A 16,570-nucleotide genomic window follows, 5' to 3' on the forward strand; every position below is an offset into this window, starting at 1 on the left:
CCGCAGGCATGATAGCATGGCGCGCGTTGACTTACTTCACATGTAAACGTATGCTAACGCATATTTCTGGAGGGTGCAATGGCTGAACGTTCCTTTGCTCGCGAAGTCGAGGATCTCCGGCTCGGCGACGGCGACACCTTCCGCGGCGAAGGCATCCTCGCCATCACCAAGGCGCTGCTGCAATCCGGCGTCGCCTATGTCGGCGGTTACCAGGGCTCGCCGATCTCGCACCTGATGGACGTGCTCGCCGACGCCAAGGACGTGCTCGACGATCTCGGCGTCGTGTTCCAGAGCTCCGCCAATGAAGCCGCCGCCGCGGCGATGCTGTCGGCCTCGGTGATGTATCCGCTGCGCGGCGCGGTGGCGTGGAAGTCGACCGTCGGCACCAACGTCGCCTCGGACGCACTCGCCAATCTCGCCTCGGGCGGTGTCACCGGCGGCACCATGATCATCGTCGGCGAAGATTATGGCGAGGGCTCCTCCATCATGCAGGAGCGCACGCATGCGTTTGCGATGAAGTCGCAGATATGGCTGCTCGATCCCCGCCCCGAGCACGAATGCATCGTCAATCTGATCGAGAAGGGCTTTGAGCTCTCGGAAGTCTCCAATACGCCCGTGATGCTGGAGGTGCGCGTCCGCGCCTGTCACATGCACGGCAGCTTCGCCTGCAAGGACAATGTCAGGCCCGCCCACACGATCAAGGACGCGCTCAACAATCCCAAGCGCGACGTCAACCGCATTGTGCTGCCGCCGGCGGCCTACGAGCACGAGCAGGAGAAGATCAAGACGCGGATGCCCGCGGCCATCGGATTCATCCGCGACAACAAGCTGAATGAATGGATGGGGCCGAAGGAGAGCAAGGTCGGCATCATCATGCAGGGCGGCATGTACAACAATGTCATCCGCGCGCTGCAATATCTCGGCCTGTCGGACGCCTACGGCAACACGCAGGTGGCGCTTTACGTCATGAACGTCACCTACCCCGTGATCGACACGGAGGTCGCGGAGTTCTGCGCCGGCAAGGATGCGGTGCTCGTCGTCGAAGAGGGACAGCCGGAATATCTGGAGCAGGCGATCAACACCGTGCTGCGGCGCCGCGACATTCAGGCGCGCGTCCACGGCAAGGACGTGCTGCCGATGGGCGGCGACTACACCGCGCAGGTGCTGCTCGGCGGCATCAGGGAGTTCCTGGAGAAGACCGAGCCGCGGCTGCTCGGCAACCGGCCACCGGCGCCTGATGCCGCGCCCGTGCTCAATCATCCCGCGGTCGAGAAGCTGAAGCAGGTCGTGCCGGCGCGGCCGCCCGGGCTTTGCACCGGCTGCCCGGAGCGGCCGATCTTCGCCGCCATGAAGCTGGTCGAGGAAGAGCTCGGCCAGCACCACGTCTCCGCCGACATCGGTTGCCATCTGTTCTCGATCCTGCCGCCGTTCAACATCGGCGCGACCACGATGGGCTTCGGCCTCGGTCCGGCCTCGACCTCGGCGTTCAACGTCAAGGCCGACAAGCGCTCGATCGCAGTGATGGGCGACGGCGGCTTCTGGCACAACGGCCTGACCAGCGGCATCGGCAATGCCGTGTTCAACAAGCATGACGGCGTCTTCGTCATCGTCGACAACTACTATACGTCGGCGACCGGCGGTCAGGACATCCTGTCCTCGCGCGCGATCAACAAGCGGCGCGACACCAACAATTCGATTGTCAAGGCGGTGAAGGGCATCGGAGGCCAATGGGTGCGCCAGCTCGACCGCACCTATGACGTCGGCAAGATGCGCGACACGCTGAAGGAAGCGCTGACGACCAAGGACGAAGGTCCCAAGGTCATCGTCGCCTCCTCCGAATGCATGCTGAACAAGCAGCGCCGCGTGAAGCCGCAAATCAATAAGGCCATCCACGACGGCGTGCGCATCGTCAAGGAACGCTTCGGCGTCGACGAGGATGTCTGCACCGGCGACCATGCCTGCATCCGTCTGTCCGGCTGCCCGTCGCTGTCGGTCAAGCAGCTCGACGATCCCCTGCGCGACGATCCGGTTGCGGCGATCGACAATTCCTGCGTCGGCTGCGGCAATTGCGGCGAGGTCTCGGAGGCCGCGGTGCTCTGCCCCTCGTTCTACCGCGCCGACGTGATTCACAATCCGAGCGGATGGGACAGGTTCAAGTCGAAGGTCGCCATGAGCGTGATCGGCTGGCTGCAGCGGCGGCGCGACCACCGGCGGCCGGCGCTCGAGGCCTTAATATGAGAATCCGGGCATGAGGGACGACACGGTCCGACTGGCCCTGCCCGCTTCGGGCGAAGCAACCGAGCGGCCGATCTCGATCGCGATCGTCGCGATGGGCGGCCAGGGCGGCGGCGTGCTGACCGACTGGATCGTGCAGCTTGCCGAGAACCACGGCTGGGTCGCGCAATCGACCTCGGTGCCCGGCGTTGCGCAGCGCACCGGCGCGACCATCTACTACATCGAGGCGATGCCGCCGCTCGATGGCCGCAAGCCGATCCTGTCGCTGATGCCGACGCCCGGCGACGTCGACGTGGTGATGGCGGCGGAGTTCATGGAGGCCGGCCGCTCGATCCTGCGCGGCCTCGTGACGCCTGACCGTACCACGCTGATCGCGTCCAACCACCGCTCGTTCGCGGTCGGCGAGAAGATCGCGCCGGGCAACGGCATTGCCGACAGCGGCGCCGTCACCGGCGCCATCGGGATCGCGGCCAAGACCGAGATCATCTTCGATCTGAACGCGCTGGCGGTCGCCCATGGCAGCGTCATTTCGGCGGCGATGTTCGGTGCGCTCGCGGCGGCCGATGTGCTGCCGTTCAGCCGCGACAGCTATCTCGACGTCATCCGCGCCGGCGGCAAGGGCGCCAAGGCCAGCGTCGAGACGTTCGAGGCCGCCTTTGCGCGGGTCAAGACCGGACCTGCCGAGGTTGCGGCACCGGCGCAAGCCAAACCGGCCGGCACAATCCCCTCTTCCGCACCGCCCGATCCGCAGCTCGGCGCGCTGATCGCAAGATTGAACCAGGAGCTGCCCGAGCCCGCGCTTGCCATGGCGCGTGCGGGACTGCGGAAAGTCGTGGACTTCCAAGACGTCGCCTATGGCGGCGAATATCTCGACATCCTCAAGACGCTGCACGCGGCCGACCAAGGCGCCCGCGGCAGCGCACACGGCTATGCCTTCACGGAAGTCGCGGCAAAGTACCTCGCCAATGCCATGAGCTATGACGACGTGATCCGCGTCGCCGACCTCAAGACGCGTGCCGGTCGCCGCGCCCGCATCGAGAGCGAGCTCGAGATGTCGGACGGACAGGTGCTGCAAACCACGGAGTTCATGCATCCGCGCATGGAGGAAGTGATGGGCATGCTGCCCGCTGGCTTTGGCCGCTGGCTTGGCGCGCGGCCGCGCCTGCTCGGCTGGCTCGATCGGCGCGTCAACAAAGGGCGCCGCGTGAAGACCTATTCGCTGCCCTGGTTCCTGGTGCTTTATGCCGTGGGCGGGATGCGCGGCCTGCGCCGCCGCTCGCTGCGTCACGCCATCGAGACCGCGCACCGGGATGCATGGCTGAAGGCCGCGACCGAGGCGGTCGGCACGAACTACCGGCTCGGCGTCGAGATCCTGCAATGCCGCCGGCTCGTCAAAGGCTATTCGGATACGCATAGCCGGGGCCTGTCGAAATTCGACAGGACGCTGGCTGCGATCAAACTGGTCGAGCGCCGCGAGGATGCCGCCGATTGGGCGCGCCGATTGCGCGAGGCCGCGCTGAAGGACAGCGCCGGCACCGCGCTCGACGGCGTAATCCAGACCATCAAGACTTTTGCGTGATAAGTTGTTAATCGGAGCGAAAGATTCGCGATAATCCCGCCAATTGACGAGACATTCTGTCCTCGATGGTCATGCGATGCCGGCAGCACTCAAAGAGAACGTTGTTTCCGTCCCCGGGCAGATCGAAACCCGGCTCTGGCTGCAATTGCTGTCGCTGCATGGCGAACTGTTTGCCTCGCTCAATGCGATGCTGAACTCCGAGTTCGGCCTGTCGCTGGCAAAGTTCGACGTGCTGGCCCAGCTCGATCGTTACCGGGATGGCCTTGCGCTCGGGCAATTGTCGCAAAACCTGAAGGTGACCGGCGGCAATGTCTCCGGCCTGGTGCAGCGTCTTCTCGCCGATGATCTGATCAGCCGGGAGATGTCGAGCGAGGACCGGCGGTCCTTCATCGTACGCCTGACGCCGAAGGGCGAAGCGCTGTTCAGGAAGGCGGCCGATGTTCACAAAACGCATCTCGCCAAGCGGTTCGAGACCATCCCGGTGCGGGAGCTGGAGGGCGCGCTGTCCGTGCTGAAATCGCTGTCCTCAAATGATCATACCGAGAGCAAGAAGCAAAGTCGCAAGAGATAATGGCCAGAGAATCCAAGAGCAGATGGAAATCGGGTCCGCCGAGGACGCGGGACCAGTTGCAAACCTACATTCCGTATCTGTTCAACCGGCTTGCCAATCGCTGGAACCTCGATCAGAACCGCGACCTCAGCGAGCACGGCATCAACAATGTCGTGTTCCGGACGCTGTCGGTGCTGTTCATCTACAAGACCCTCACGGTCAACGAGGTTGCCGTGCTCGCGGTGACCGAGCAGTCGACGGCGAGCCGCATGGTCGAGTCCATGGTGTCGTCGGGCCTCGTCAAGCGCGAGATCGCCGAGGAGGACCAGCGCCGCCGCGTCGTCGGCCTGACGCCTGAAGGTGAAGCGCTGCTGCGCAAGATCTGGCCGATCATGGCGAACAATTACGACAGGCTGATCGAAGGCATCGAGCCTGACGACATCGAGGTCTGCGCGCGCGTGCTGGCCAAGATGGTCGAGAACATCAGGCAGAACCAGATCTAAAGCGCGACGCGATGAGGCTCGATCGCTGCAACGGCGGAGGTGCGCTCCCTCTCCCGCTTGCGGGAGAGGGTTGGGGTGAGGGTACATCCGCAATGGGACACTCCCCTAGAGGAGAAAGCCCTCACCCGGCGCTTCGCGCCGACCTCTCCCGCAAGCGGGCGAGGTGAACCGAGTTCGCGGCACGCGACTCAACCCAAAGCCATTCCGCGTTAGACGGCAGATATCACGGCCCGAGGCCGACGAGGCTGGTGCCGCCGCAGACATAGAGCACCTGGCCGGTGACGAAATCCGAGTGCTCGTCGAGGAAGAACGAGATCGCGTGCGCGACGTCCTCGCGCGAGCCGAGCCGCCCGACCGGCACGTTGCGCGCCATCCGCTCCTGCTGCTCGGAGCCCTTCGGGATGATGCCCCAGAAATTGTCGGTGAGGATCGGCCCTGGAGCTACGACATTCACGGTGATGCCGCTCGCGGCAAGCTCCAGCGCCCAGGTCCGCGCCATGCCGTGCACGCCGGCCTTGGTCGCCGAATAGGCCGAGCGCGTCGCCGCGCCCATCGCGGCACGCGAGGAGACGAACACGATGCGCCCGAAGCGGCGCGCCAGCATCCCCTCCAGCGCGGCCTGGGTCAGCAGCATCGGCGCGCCCAGATGCAGCTGCGCCAGCATCAAGATGTCTTCCGGCCTGGCATCGGGCAGCAGGTTTGGCAGGATCACGCCGGCATTGTGCACGAGGCGGTCGATGGCGTGATCGCGGCAAATCTCCTGCGCGATTTCGCGCGTCTCCGCGAGATTGGACAGATCGGCGCAATAGGCCGTGAGCAACTCGTGCGTCCATGTCGGCTGCTCCAACCCGACTGAAACGACGCGCTCGCCGCGCGCGACGAGCTTCTTCGCCAGGGCCTCGCCGATCCCGGAATTGCCGCCGGTGATGAGGGTGGTGCGCGCCTCGCCCATGATCAGACCTCCTCGATCAGACTTGCCGCTTCTTGAGGTCGCGCAGGTCGAAGAACGCGCCCTCGCGCATCAGTTTGGTGACGAAGTCTTTCAGCCCGCCGCGCTGGATCTTCTCGGTGGCCGTCAGAGGCAGGCTGTCGACGAAAGCGACCCAACCGGGCGCCTTGTAATAGGCCATCTGCTCCAGGCTCCAGCGCACGATCTCTTCGGCCAGCGCGCGGTCGGCGCCGGCTTTCTCAGTGATGATCACGGCTGCGACCTCGTCACCGCGCACCTGATCAGGCGTCGCGGCGACCGCGGCCTGCCGGATCGCGGGATGGCGGTTGAGGACGGATTCGACCTCGACCGCGGCGATGTTCTCGCCGGAGCGGCGGATCACGTTCTTCTTGCGATCGACGAAATGCAGATCGCCGTCGGCATCGCGCGACACGATATCGCCGGTGTGCAGCCAGCCGCCTGCCCACGCTTCAGCGGTGGCCGCCTCGTTCTTCAGATATTCGCGGAAGAAACCGTAGTGCGGGTCGGAGCCTGTCCGCCGCACCAGCAGCTCGCCTGGCACCTCCACCGGCGCATCGTTGCCGCCATCGTCGACGATCCGAATCTCGACCTCAGGGGCCGGACGACCAAAGCAGCTGGTGCCGACCTTGCGCGGCTCGACATTGGCGGCGATGACGCCGCCGCTGCCGGTCTCGGTCATTGCCCAGGCTTCCAGCAGCGGAAAGCCGAAGCGCTGCTCGAACGGCGCATGCAGCAGCTTGTCGACCCCGGCACCGAATCCGAAGCGCACGCTGTGCGCGCGATCCTGTTCCGACGCCGGTGCGCTCATCAGCATCGAGGGCATCACGCCGAGATAGTGCAGGCAGGTGGCGCGGCTGCCACGCACGGACGCCCACCAGGAGCGAGGATGGAAGCGATCGAGCATGGTCAGGCAGCCGCCGACCGACAGCATCGCCATCAGCGACACCGCCATCGCGTTCATGTGGAACAGCGGCAACGGCGTGATCATGCGCTCGCCCTCAGGCTTGAGATCGATCAGGCCGCCGACATCCCGATACCAATTGCCGGAATGCAGGAAATAAATGTTGGTGAGCACGCAGCCCTTGGGCTGGCCCGTCGTCCCTGACGTATAGAGCAGCGCGCATTCGGTCGAGCCATCGCCCGCGCTCGCGGGCCGCGCGCCGCCGAAAGGCGCGGGAACGTCGCCCTCCTCCGTCACGACAGGGATCGGCCGGCCGGCCTGACGGGCCGCCGTCTCCACCTCGTCACGCCGATCGGCGAGCACGAAGGCCGCGTTCATCTCGGAATGCGCGATGATGTATTCGAGTTCGCTGAGGCGCAGATCCGGGTTGATCGGCACCACGGAGACGCCGAGCGCGTTGAGTGCGAACCACAATTCGACGAAAACAGGCCTGTTCTGGAGTAGCAGCCCGACGCGGTGGCCTTCGCCATAGCCGCGGCTTGCGAAGGCCGCGCGCCAACGCTCAACCCGATCGAGCATGGCGCGGTAGGTAATCTCACCGGCGGCGATGCCGTAGATCTCAGCGGTTTCCGGCAGGACGTTGAGAAAGCCTACCTCGCCCCGGCGGAGCGTGGTCTCGCGAAAGCGTTGGTAGACTGTGGTCGCAGCGGTCAAGGCAGTCTCACATGAAAAGCTGAATGTTGCCGAACGGCGCATCGAAATTGACGAGATCGACCCGCTTGAGCCTGATCTTCAGGGCATCGCCGACCTGGACGAGATCGTGCGAGGCCCAGCCGGAATAACGCTCCAGCATGTCGCCGCGCGTCTCCGTGTAGATGTAGGACGTCCGCGCCTTGAACACGCCGGCTTCAGGAACGCACGCCACGATCCTGGGCGACTGGAGCAGATGATGACAGCGGCTCTTCGGCTTCTGGCTGAAGGTGCGCTCGCCGGCAAGGCGTTCGACACGGACTTTCAGGAGCAGCAGATCTTCGTACATCAGGGACGGCTGCAGCACCGGATCCTGCTGTTGCCATTCCAGCGGCATCCAGTAGCGTCCCTCCGGGTGAAACAGATCGAGCCAGGCCTGCCACTGCATCGTATCGAGCAGCTCGGCCTCGCGGTAGATGAACTCTGCGATGTCCTTCTCGTCGATCATTCCGCGGCCTCGATGCGCTTGCCCATGTCCATGGTCATGAATTTGGCCCAGGCGTGGAACTGGTTTCGCATCTGCCGCTCCGACGTGCCGTTGATGACAGCCGTGACGTCCTGCTCCTCATGGCCGTCGTAGAGCCGCCGCAGATTGACCCATTGGTTGCCGTTGGACTTCAACCCTTCCTGCGCCCGTTCGTACATCTCGAGATCGTCGTGTCCGACGATCGAGGTCGGCGCGTTGATGAAGCGATTGTACATCAGTGCCCGCTCGTACAGCTTGTCGGGCGCGCCCACCAGGCGATAGACCCAGCTCTCGACCAGCGTCTTGTCGACCGCGATGGGGATGAAATTGCGCAGGATCTGGACGGCGCCCTTCACCATGATGTTGGGGAAATAGACCGTGTTGTGCCTGACCTCGCCGAGGATTTCGTGGGCGCGCTGCTCGCCATAGGCCGCGACCATCTGGTCGAGATAGCCTGAAACATCCTGATAGTTCGAATGGATGGAGTTGGCGACGCCGGTATGGCCGTGGCCGTTCGGCCAGATCCTGATGCCGCTCTGCTCGTAGAACTCGTACGGGCTCATGAAGGGACCGTAGAGCTGCACCGCCATCGGCGTCTCCGTGGAATCGCCCTGCTCACGCTTCCAGACCTTGACCGCCGTTCCGGCCGAGCTCTCATGCGCGACCATGGGATGGCAGGTGTCGGTCTGGTTCTCGACCAGCATCTTCCAATTGCAGGTGTGCATATAGCGGATCGGCGTCGCCTGGACTGCCAGCTTCCCCTCCGGCGAGCGGTCGACCATGTTGTCGATGGTCGAGAGGCTTTCACCGAAATAATCCTCGAAGGAGACGCCTGAAACGCTGAGGCGGGCGAAGATGAAATCCCGGTAGATGACGACGTTTTTGACTTTCGACAGCCCCTCATTGGCCTGGGTGTCGCCGAAGCCGGTGCCCTCATAGCCCTTCTTCAGGGGGATCGCGAGCAGCGAGCCGTCGGTCTTGAAGGACCAGGCATGATAGGGGCAGCGGAAAAACTTTCCGGTGTTGCCACAAGGCTCGGAGGCGATCTTCACGCCCTTGTGCGGGCAGCGATTGTAAAACACGTGAATCGAGCCGTCGCTATGGCGGCTCGCCATGACAGGCTGCCGGCCAATATTGGCCGTGATGAAATCGCCAGGCTTCGCCAGCTGGCTCGCATGGCCGACATAGATCCAGCTGTTCGGGAACAGGTGCTCCATCTCGAGCTCGAAGATCTCGGGGTCGACATAGACGTCGCGGTGCACCTCGGCCTCGCGCACCAGCGCCGCAATCGCCTCGGCATTCTCTCCATATTTCTTCATGTCGTCCCTCGCCCCTAGAGATCCAGCACCAGACGTTCCGACTTGGCGCGTGACACGCAGATCTGCATGACCTTGTTGGACGCCTTCTCGTCATCGCTGAGGATGACATCGCGATGATCAGGCACCCCCTCGATGACGCCGCACTGGCAGATGCCGCAATCGCCGCGCTGGCAGTCGTAGAGGACCTCCAACCCGGCGGCTTCCAGCGCCTGGATGATGGTCTGTCCCGCCGCGACGCCGACGACCTGCCCGGTCGAGATGATCTCGACCTCGAACGGCCGGTCGGGTGAGGACGGCTGTTCGGATTTGAAGAGCTCATAATGGATGCGGTCGGCTGACACGCCGGCGGCAAGCGCGCCCGCCTTCACCGCGTCGATCATGCCTGAGGGGCCGCAGACATAGATGTGGGCGTTCGCGGCGGCAGCGCCGAGCGCAGCGGCGATGTCGAGCCGAGACTCGTCGCTGTCGTAGTGAACAGAGAGGCTCTTGGCGCAGATGGCCTGCAATTGCGGCAGGAACGCCAGCAGCCCTTGCGTGCGCCCCGCATAGTGCAAGCGATAAGGGCTCCCCCGCGCCGCGAGCTCCGCCGCCATCGACAGAACGGGCGTGATGCCGATGCCGCCGGCAAACAGCAGCGCCGGCGCGCTCCCCTCGTGCAGGCAAAAATTGTTGACCGGCGCGCTCGCCTTGACGACATCGCCGACCTTCAGCGCGTGCATGAATTGCGAGCCGCCGGTCGAGGCCTCCTCGCGCAGCACCCCGAGGGCCAGCGCATCCTCAGGCAGGCCCGGCAACGCCATCAGCGAGTACGGGCGGTCGCCTCCGTCAGGGAGCGCCACGCGCAGATGCGCGCCGGCCTGCCATCGCGGCACGACACCGTCCTCCACGCCAAACACAAGGCTCCGTACGAACGGCGTCTCCGCGGCATACGACCTGACCTTGAGCTTGAGCGGATGCGCGTCCATTCAGGCGTCTCGTGAATTATATGAATTTGCATATTTTTAGACATGTAATAATTGCCTGTCAATCGCCGGCGCGGGACAGGTCCGGCCGGGCGCTTATTGCGCCACTAACTATTTGCGAAGATGGAGCTCTTGGTGCGTTGCGCGTGTGCAATTGCATGTGCATTCATGCAGACTGTCGCGGGGCTTGCTCCGCCTCTCCCGCTTGCGGGAGAGGCCGACACGCCCCGGGCGATGCGAAGCATCGTCCCGAGCGTGGCGGGTGAGGGTTCTTTCCTCTGGGGGATTGCCCCATTGCGGAGGCACCCTCTCCCCAGCCCTCTCCCGCAAGCGGGAGAGGGAGCGCACTGCCGATGCTGCCGCATCGTGCTCCCATATGCGATTGCCCTGCAACCCAACCGGCCGTTACGGCAGGTTGTCGCGCAGGAAAATGTCGATCCGGATGCGCTCCTGGTCGGGGCTGATCGGCTCTTCCATGCAATGCGCCAGCAGCACCCGCGCGGCGGAGCGCGCCTCGTGGCCGGGGTCCTGGTTGATGATCGCATCGAGCGTGCCGCGCACCAGGAAGCGCCGCGTATGCTGGGTCAGCTCATGGGTGATCCAGACCACGTCGCGCGCGCGGCCGGACGCCTCGAGCGCCTCGGCAATGCCGCGATTGCCGGCGCCGCAGCAATAGATGCCGCGCAGGTCGGCATGGCGCTTCAGCAGCGCGGTGGTCAGCTCCCGCGTGCGCACGCTGTCGTCGCGGCCCTCCATGAGGGGCAATGTCGCGAGGTTCGGATGCTCGCTGGACAATATCTGGTGGAAGCCGAATTGCCGCTCGGTGTGATCGCGCAGCGACAACGATCCGGCGATGACGGCGACCTTCCCTTCGCGGCCTGCGAGGAAGCGCCCCATCAGCGTCGCCGCGGTCCGGCCCGCGGCCGGATTGTCGATACCGACATAGTGCAGACGGCGCGAGCTCGGCGCATCCGACACAAGGGTCACCACGACGACCCCGCGAGCGGTCAGTTCGTCGATCGCGCCGCGGACCTTGGGATGGTCGAGCGCGACCACGGCGACCCCCTGATAGACCGGCGGCAAATCATCCAACGCGCCGGCAAGGACATCAGGATCGAACACGTCGACGTGGAGGATGTCGATGAAGCCGCGCTGGCCGGCAAGCCAGTCGGCGGTGCGCTGGACCTGCTCGGACAGATTGGTCATGAAGCTGTTGCTGCCCGTCGGCAGCACGAAGGCGAAACGAAACGTCTGTCCGCGGGCGAGACGTGCAGCCGCGACGTCGGCACGATAGCCGAGCTTTGCCACCGCGGCCTCGACACGCGCGACAGTCTTGGCGCGCACGCCTTCGCGCCTGTTGACGACGCGATCGACGGTGGCGAGCGAAACCCCCGCGGCGCGCGCGACGTCCTCGAGTGTGGCGCGAACCATGGGCTGGGTCGCGCTATCCGTCATTCGCGCGCCGCCCACAGCATGCCGCGGGTCATCAACGTCCGGATCTCCGGCACGTCGAGCTCGTAGGCACGATGACCGAGCGAGGAATAGAATACCCGGCCCGCGCCATATGGCTTCTTCCAGACCACGGGCATCAGCACGCCATCGATCCAGGATGCGTGCTCGCCGGTGAAGGTCGTCGTCGCCAGCACTTCAATCGCGGGGTCGACATGCATGTAATACTGCTCGGAACGATGCTCGAAACTCTTCAGGCCCTTCATGATGGGATCGTCGGGCTTGGTCACGTCGACCTTGTAATCGATGATGTTGCCGGGATGCGCAACCCACTGCCCGCCGCACATGAATTGGTAATCCACGGAATCGCGGAACGCATCGCACATGCCGCCATGATGACCGGCGAGCCCGACGCCGCTGCGCACCGCCGCACAGAGATTGAGCGCATCCGCTTTCTCGATCTTCGACATGGTGTAGATCGGGATGATCAGCGAGAGATCATGGATCCCGGGATCGCCGAATGCCTCGGTCGTGGTTTCGATCCGGACATCGAAGCCTTCCGCCTTCAGCCAGCCGCGGATCATCGAGGCACAGAGATCGGGATCGTGTCCCGGCCAGCCGCCCCATACAATCAATGCCTTGCGCATGCTCATTCCCTCAGTCGATCTGTCCGGTTTCACGTCCGGCCGGCAGCATCGCCGGCCGCTCGACGCGGTTTTCGATCTTGACCCGGCGGCCTTCGTCCGCCGAGGTCTGGAACGCCTCCATCACCTCGAGCACGTGGAAGGCGAGCGCGCCGCTGGCGCGGTGTGGCCGGTTGTTCAGGATCGCCGAGGCCATGTCGGCGACGCCGATCGAGCGGAACTCGCCTTCGACATGACCGTGCGTCAACGGCATCGTCTCAAATTCGCCGCCGGTCTTGGCGACCTGCACCTCGCCCCCGAAGCGATTCGGGTCGGGCACCAGCATGCTGCCCTTGTCGCCATAGATCTCGATCGGCGCGTGGCGGTGCTTCGGCACATCGAAGCTCATCGTAACAGAGACGACCGCTCCGTTCTCGAATTCGAGCGTGCCCGCGACGTGGGTCGACACCTCGACTGGAATCAAGGTGCCGCTCATCGGCTGGCTGGTGACCAGACGCTCGGATCTCGGGCGCGCGGTCGAGCCCATCACGCTGGCGACAGGCCCCAGCAGTTGCACGAGATCGGTGATGTAATACGGCCCCATGTCCAGCATCGGCCCGCCGCCGCGCGAATAGTAGAAGCCCGGCGCCGGATGCCAGCGCTCGTGGCCGGGGCAGCCGAAGAAGGCGCTGCCCGCGACCGGCGTGCCGATCGCGCCGTCGTCGATCAGCTTGCGCGCCGTCTGGTGCCCGCCGCCGAGGAACGTGTCGGGCGCGCAGCCGACGCGCAGGTTCTTCTGCGCGGCGAGATCCATCACCTTGCGGGCTTCAGCGACGTTGATGCCGAGCGGCTTCTCGGAATGGACGTGCTTGCCGGCGTTCAGCACGGCGAGGCTGACATCGGTATGGGCGAGCGGCACGGTGAGATTGACCACGATCTCGACATCGTCGCGCTTGAGCAGCTGGTCGACCCGCATCGCGGGCAGGTTGAAGGCGGCGCCCTGGCGCTCCGCGACATCGCTGCGCATGTCGGCGAGCGCCCTCACCTCCATGACCGGAAAGCGCTGCGCTGCCTTGAGGTAAGCGGTGCTGATGACACCGCAGCCGATGATTCCGACGCCGACTTTTCTCATTCTTGTCTCCGTGAAGTCTTATTCATCCCTTGACCGCGCCCGCCGTCAGGCCGGCGACGATGTGCTTTTGCGCCAGCAGGAACAGAATGATCGTCGGCAGGATGGTGAGCGTGATGAAGGCGAGGATCAGGTGCCATTCGGACGAATATTCGCCCTGGTAGACCATGATGCCGAGCGGCCAGGGATAGAGCGCATCGGTGTTGAGCATCACCAGCGGCAGCAGGTAGGCATTCCAGCTGTTGACGAAGGTGATGGTGCCGACGGTCGCCAGGATCGGCCGCGACAATGGCAACGTCACGTAACGAAAGAACTTGATGTAGCTGCAGCCGTCGACCAGCGCGGCCTCCAGCAGCTCATAGGGAATGTCCTTGAAGAAGCGGCGCAGCAGCAGCACGCTCATGGCGAGGCTGAAGGCCACTTGCGGCAGCGCAACGCCGAAATAGGTGTCGAGCAGGCCGAGATCGCGCACCTTGATGAACAGCGGCAGCACGGCGGTCGCCGCCGGAAACAACAGGCCGAGCGTCAAATAGCTCAGCAGCATCGACGAGCCGAAGAACCTGACGTGAGCGAAGGTGAACGCCGCCATCGAGGCCGTGATCAGCGTCAATGTCACCGTGAGGGTCGAGATGATCAGCGAGTTGCGCAGCAGTTGCCAGTAGCGCCCCGAGAACAGGATGTCGGCGTAGTTCTGCCATTCCCAATGATGGGGCAGACCGAACGGATTGACGCGCAATTCGCCGAGCGATTTGAAGCCGCCGAGCAGGGTTGCCAGCAGCGGCACCAGCACGAAGATGGCAACGATGCCGAGAAACGCCGCCTTGAACAGCACGGCGGGATCGAACGGAGCGCGGGCAGTTTCTGCACTATTCATCGCGCATGAACCATCGCTTGTAGGTGAAGGCAAAGGTCACGCAGATCGCGAACAGGATGACGCCGATGGCGCTGCCATAGCCGACGCGCATGCGCGAGATGCCGTTGTTGTAGAGGAAACTCACCATGGTGTTGGAGGAATCCGCCGGTCCCCCGCGCGTCAGCGGCATGACGAGATCGAACAGCTGCAGCGAGCCGACGATGGCGAAGAACACCGAGAGCCGGATGGTCGGGTAGAGCAAGGGAATCACGACATGGCGCAGGGTTTGCGAACGCGTCGCGCCGTCGATCCGCGCCGCCTCGACCAGGCTCTTGTCGAGGCTCTGCAGCGCCGCGATGAACAGCATCATGTGGAAGCCGAAATACTTCCACACGATCACGATCAGCACCGCCAGCATGGCCGTGTCGGTCGAGGCGAGCAGATACGGCGGCTCGGCGCCGAAGAAGCGCCAGATCGACGCGACAAGACCGTAGTCGCCGTCATAGACGAAGGAGAAGATCAACCCGGTCGCGATCTCCGCCAGGATGTAGGGCATGAAGAACAGCATGCGCAGCGCCACCGCGCCGCGAAACTTCTCGGCCAGCATCAGGGCCAATGTTAGCGCGAGGGGCAGCTGGATCGCGAGCGAGACAGCGATGATCAGCCCGTTGTTGCGCAGCGCGAGCCAGAATGCGCGCGTTTCCAAGACGAAGCGATAATTGTCGAAGCCGATCCATTGGGTCGGCCTGCCGAAACCGTTCCAGTTGAAGCCCGAGTACCATGCCGCCTCCCCGATCGGCAGCACCACGAACAGCGTGAACAGCAGCAGCGCCGGCGGCAGGAACAGGATCAGGACGGTGAAGCGGCCGTCCCAGCCCGGGCCACGCAGCGCCTGCGGAGCCGCCTCGCCGGCAACGTTGATCGGCGAGGCGATCGCCATCCGACGCGCCACCGTCAGTTACCCTGCTTGTACGCCGCTTCGATCGCTTTCGCGGCGTCCTGCGGGCTCATGCTGCCGCCGGCAATCTCCGCCGAGACGTCGTTGACGACGCGGCCGACCGAGGGGCCGAGGCTCTGGTCATAGAAGTTCTGATGATAGTTGGACTTCGCCAGATTGGCCGCGATCTGCTTCATGAAGTCGCTCTTGAGGCCCGCCTCGCCGCCCTTAACGACGGGAACAATGAAGTTGCCGGCGGCGAGCCGCGCCTGCACGTCCTTGGAGATGAAGTACTTCAGGAAATCGACTGCCTCCTTCGGCGAGTCCTTGGTGACCAGCCATCCGGTGATGCCGCCCAGCGTGTCTGACGGCTCACCCTTGCCGCCCGGAACGACCGGAAAATCGAACCAGCCAAGCTTGTCGTCGGAAAGACCGACCTTGTCGGCGGCGAGCGCGCGCTGGGTGTGATAGAAGGACGAGATGGCCAGGATCATCGCAGCCTTGCCGTCACCGAAATAGCCGACGGCCTGCGGGTTCTTGGAGCCGAGGAAGCCATTCTGGAAGGGCTGGAGATCAACGAGCTGCTTGAACAGCTCACCGGACTTCTGGAAAGTTTCACCGGCGAAGCCACCGTTTTCCCCTTTCAGCGCTGCATCGAAGGCCGGCTTGCCGCCGATGCGCACCGCGAGATGGGTCCAGTAGAAATGCAGCGGCCACTTATCGGCACCGCCAACCACTATCGGCGTAACACCCGCGGCCTTCAGCGTTTTCACCGCGCCGAGCAGATCGTCCCATGTCTTGATCTTGCTTGCATCGACATGACCCTTGGCCATCAAATCCTTGTTGTAGAGGAAACCGACCTGCGACAGCGCGATCGGAAGTCCATAGACGCGGCCGTTCTGAGTGAAGGCGGCGAGCGCCGCCGGTGCGATCGTGTCGCTATAGCCGCCGCTCTTCACGGAATCGGTGATGTCTTCCAGCACGCCGGCTTCGATCTGCGTCTTCAAGACGCCGCCGGCCCAGCTGTAGATGATGTTCGGCCGATCCTTGGATTGCAGGATGGTCGGCAGCTTGGCCTTGTAGGCCTCGTTCTCCAGGAACTGCATCTCGACCTTCACACCGGGGTGCGAGGCCTCATAGCTGCGCGCGACCTCCTCCCAGATCTTCACCTGGGCCGGATTGACCTCGATGTGGAGCCATTTCACGACGGTGTCGGCTGCCGCGACATTGGCGCCAAATAGGCATGCGGCGACGGCGAATCCCAGCTTCCCGAGCAGTCTCATCACAACCTCCCAACGGCTTTTATTCTTTGGGCGCAATCCTGCCTTCAGATTTTGAGGTACG

15 protein-coding genes are annotated in these 16,570 nt (G+C 64.1%); 4 read left to right on the top strand and 11 right to left on the bottom strand.

Going from position 1 to position 16,570, the window contains the following annotated elements:
- The first annotated feature begins 78 nt into the window (after positions 1-78).
- The 4 genes from XH91_RS22350 (at position 79) to XH91_RS22365 (ending at position 4,867) form a co-directional block, all read left to right on the top strand.
- Complete coding sequence (locus XH91_RS22350; RefSeq protein ID WP_128952574.1) at positions 79-2,238, top strand: thiamine pyrophosphate-dependent enzyme; 2,160 nt, start codon at positions 79-81, stop codon at positions 2,236-2,238.
- A 10-nt stretch (positions 2,239-2,248) separates the two neighbouring features.
- Entirely contained in the window at positions 2,249-3,814 is a 1,566-nt protein-coding gene (locus XH91_RS22355; protein WP_128952575.1) for an indolepyruvate oxidoreductase subunit beta family protein, read from the top strand.
- Positions 3,815-3,890: 76 nt separating this feature from the next.
- Positions 3,891-4,385, top strand: coding sequence for a MarR family winged helix-turn-helix transcriptional regulator (locus XH91_RS22360; protein WP_128952576.1), 495 nt, complete (start codon positions 3,891-3,893; stop codon positions 4,383-4,385).
- 56 nt (positions 4,386-4,441) lie between these two features.
- Positions 4,442-4,867, top strand: a complete 426-nt coding sequence (locus tag XH91_RS22365; protein ID WP_245477178.1) for a MarR family winged helix-turn-helix transcriptional regulator — start codon at positions 4,442-4,444, stop codon at positions 4,865-4,867.
- A 223-nt stretch (positions 4,868-5,090) separates the two neighbouring features.
- Here the strand turns inward: XH91_RS22365 and XH91_RS22370 are convergent, their stop codons facing one another.
- The 11 genes from XH91_RS22370 to XH91_RS22425 form a co-directional block, all read right to left on the bottom strand.
- Complete coding sequence (locus XH91_RS22370; protein WP_128952578.1) at positions 5,091-5,819, bottom strand: SDR family NAD(P)-dependent oxidoreductase; 729 nt, start codon at positions 5,817-5,819, stop codon at positions 5,091-5,093.
- Positions 5,820-5,835: 16 nt separating this feature from the next.
- On the bottom strand, positions 5,836-7,452 hold the full coding sequence (locus XH91_RS22375) for an ATP-dependent acyl-CoA ligase (RefSeq protein ID WP_128952579.1): 1,617 nt from the start codon (positions 7,450-7,452) through the stop codon (positions 5,836-5,838).
- Positions 7,453-7,459: 7 nt separating this feature from the next.
- On the bottom strand, positions 7,460-7,936 hold the full coding sequence (locus XH91_RS22380) for an aromatic-ring-hydroxylating dioxygenase subunit beta (RefSeq protein ID WP_128952580.1): 477 nt from the start codon (positions 7,934-7,936) through the stop codon (positions 7,460-7,462).
- Entirely contained in the window at positions 7,933-9,273 is a 1,341-nt protein-coding gene (locus tag XH91_RS22385; protein WP_128952581.1) for an aromatic ring-hydroxylating dioxygenase subunit alpha, read from the bottom strand. Before XH91_RS22385 ends, XH91_RS22380 begins: the two co-directional genes overlap by 4 nt.
- Positions 9,274-9,287: 14 nt before the next feature.
- Positions 9,288-10,238, bottom strand: a complete 951-nt coding sequence (locus XH91_RS22390) for a PDR/VanB family oxidoreductase (protein ID WP_128952582.1) — start codon at positions 10,236-10,238, stop codon at positions 9,288-9,290.
- 402 nt (positions 10,239-10,640) lie between these two features.
- Complete coding sequence (locus tag XH91_RS22400) at positions 10,641-11,690, bottom strand: LacI family DNA-binding transcriptional regulator (protein ID WP_128952584.1); 1,050 nt, start codon at positions 11,688-11,690, stop codon at positions 10,641-10,643.
- On the bottom strand, positions 11,687-12,331 hold the full coding sequence (locus tag XH91_RS22405) for a ThuA domain-containing protein (protein ID WP_128952585.1): 645 nt from the start codon (positions 12,329-12,331) through the stop codon (positions 11,687-11,689). The genes XH91_RS22400 and XH91_RS22405 overlap by 4 nt, the downstream gene beginning before the upstream one ends.
- Before the next feature lie 10 nt (positions 12,332-12,341).
- Positions 12,342-13,439, bottom strand: coding sequence for a Gfo/Idh/MocA family protein (locus tag XH91_RS22410; RefSeq protein WP_128952586.1), 1,098 nt, complete (start codon positions 13,437-13,439; stop codon positions 12,342-12,344).
- 22 nt (positions 13,440-13,461) lie between these two features.
- Complete coding sequence (locus XH91_RS22415; RefSeq protein WP_128952587.1) at positions 13,462-14,310, bottom strand: carbohydrate ABC transporter permease; 849 nt, start codon at positions 14,308-14,310, stop codon at positions 13,462-13,464.
- Complete coding sequence (locus tag XH91_RS22420; protein WP_430644520.1) at positions 14,303-15,229, bottom strand: carbohydrate ABC transporter permease; 927 nt, start codon at positions 15,227-15,229, stop codon at positions 14,303-14,305. Before XH91_RS22420 ends, XH91_RS22415 begins: the two co-directional genes overlap by 8 nt.
- Before the next feature lie 14 nt (positions 15,230-15,243).
- Complete coding sequence (locus XH91_RS22425; protein ID WP_128952589.1) at positions 15,244-16,509, bottom strand: extracellular solute-binding protein; 1,266 nt, start codon at positions 16,507-16,509, stop codon at positions 15,244-15,246.
- Between the last annotated feature and the right edge of the window lie 61 nt (positions 16,510-16,570).

Source organism: Bradyrhizobium guangzhouense (assembly GCF_004114955.1).
GTDB classification, from domain to species: Bacteria; Pseudomonadota; Alphaproteobacteria; order Rhizobiales; family Xanthobacteraceae; genus Bradyrhizobium; species Bradyrhizobium guangzhouense.

Coding starts and splice junctions, on each gene's coding strand:
- XH91_RS22350 (WP_128952574.1), top strand. CDS start 79: ATGGCTGAACGTTCCTTTGCTCGCGAAGTCGAGGATCTCCGGCTCGGC.
- XH91_RS22355 (WP_128952575.1), top strand. CDS start 2,249: ATGAGGGACGACACGGTCCGACTGGCCCTGCCCGCTTCGGGCGAAGCA.
- XH91_RS22360 (WP_128952576.1), top strand. CDS start 3,891: ATGCCGGCAGCACTCAAAGAGAACGTTGTTTCCGTCCCCGGGCAGATC.
- XH91_RS22370 (WP_128952578.1), bottom strand. CDS start 5,819: ATGGGCGAGGCGCGCACCACCCTCATCACCGGCGGCAATTCCGGGATC.
- XH91_RS22380 (WP_128952580.1), bottom strand. CDS start 7,936: ATGATCGACGAGAAGGACATCGCAGAGTTCATCTACCGCGAGGCCGAG.
- XH91_RS22385 (WP_128952581.1), bottom strand. CDS start 9,273: ATGAAGAAATATGGAGAGAATGCCGAGGCGATTGCGGCGCTGGTGCGC.
- XH91_RS22390 (WP_128952582.1), bottom strand. CDS start 10,238: ATGGACGCGCATCCGCTCAAGCTCAAGGTCAGGTCGTATGCCGCGGAG.
- XH91_RS22400 (WP_128952584.1), bottom strand. CDS start 11,690: ATGACGGATAGCGCGACCCAGCCCATGGTTCGCGCCACACTCGAGGAC.
- XH91_RS22405 (WP_128952585.1), bottom strand. CDS start 12,331: ATGCGCAAGGCATTGATTGTATGGGGCGGCTGGCCGGGACACGATCCC.
- XH91_RS22410 (WP_128952586.1), bottom strand. CDS start 13,439: ATGAGAAAAGTCGGCGTCGGAATCATCGGCTGCGGTGTCATCAGCACC.
- XH91_RS22415 (WP_128952587.1), bottom strand. CDS start 14,310: ATGAATAGTGCAGAAACTGCCCGCGCTCCGTTCGATCCCGCCGTGCTG.
- XH91_RS22420 (WP_430644520.1), bottom strand. CDS start 15,229: ATGGCGATCGCCTCGCCGATCAACGTTGCCGGCGAGGCGGCTCCGCAG.
- XH91_RS22425 (WP_128952589.1), bottom strand. CDS start 16,509: ATGAGACTGCTCGGGAAGCTGGGATTCGCCGTCGCCGCATGCCTATTT.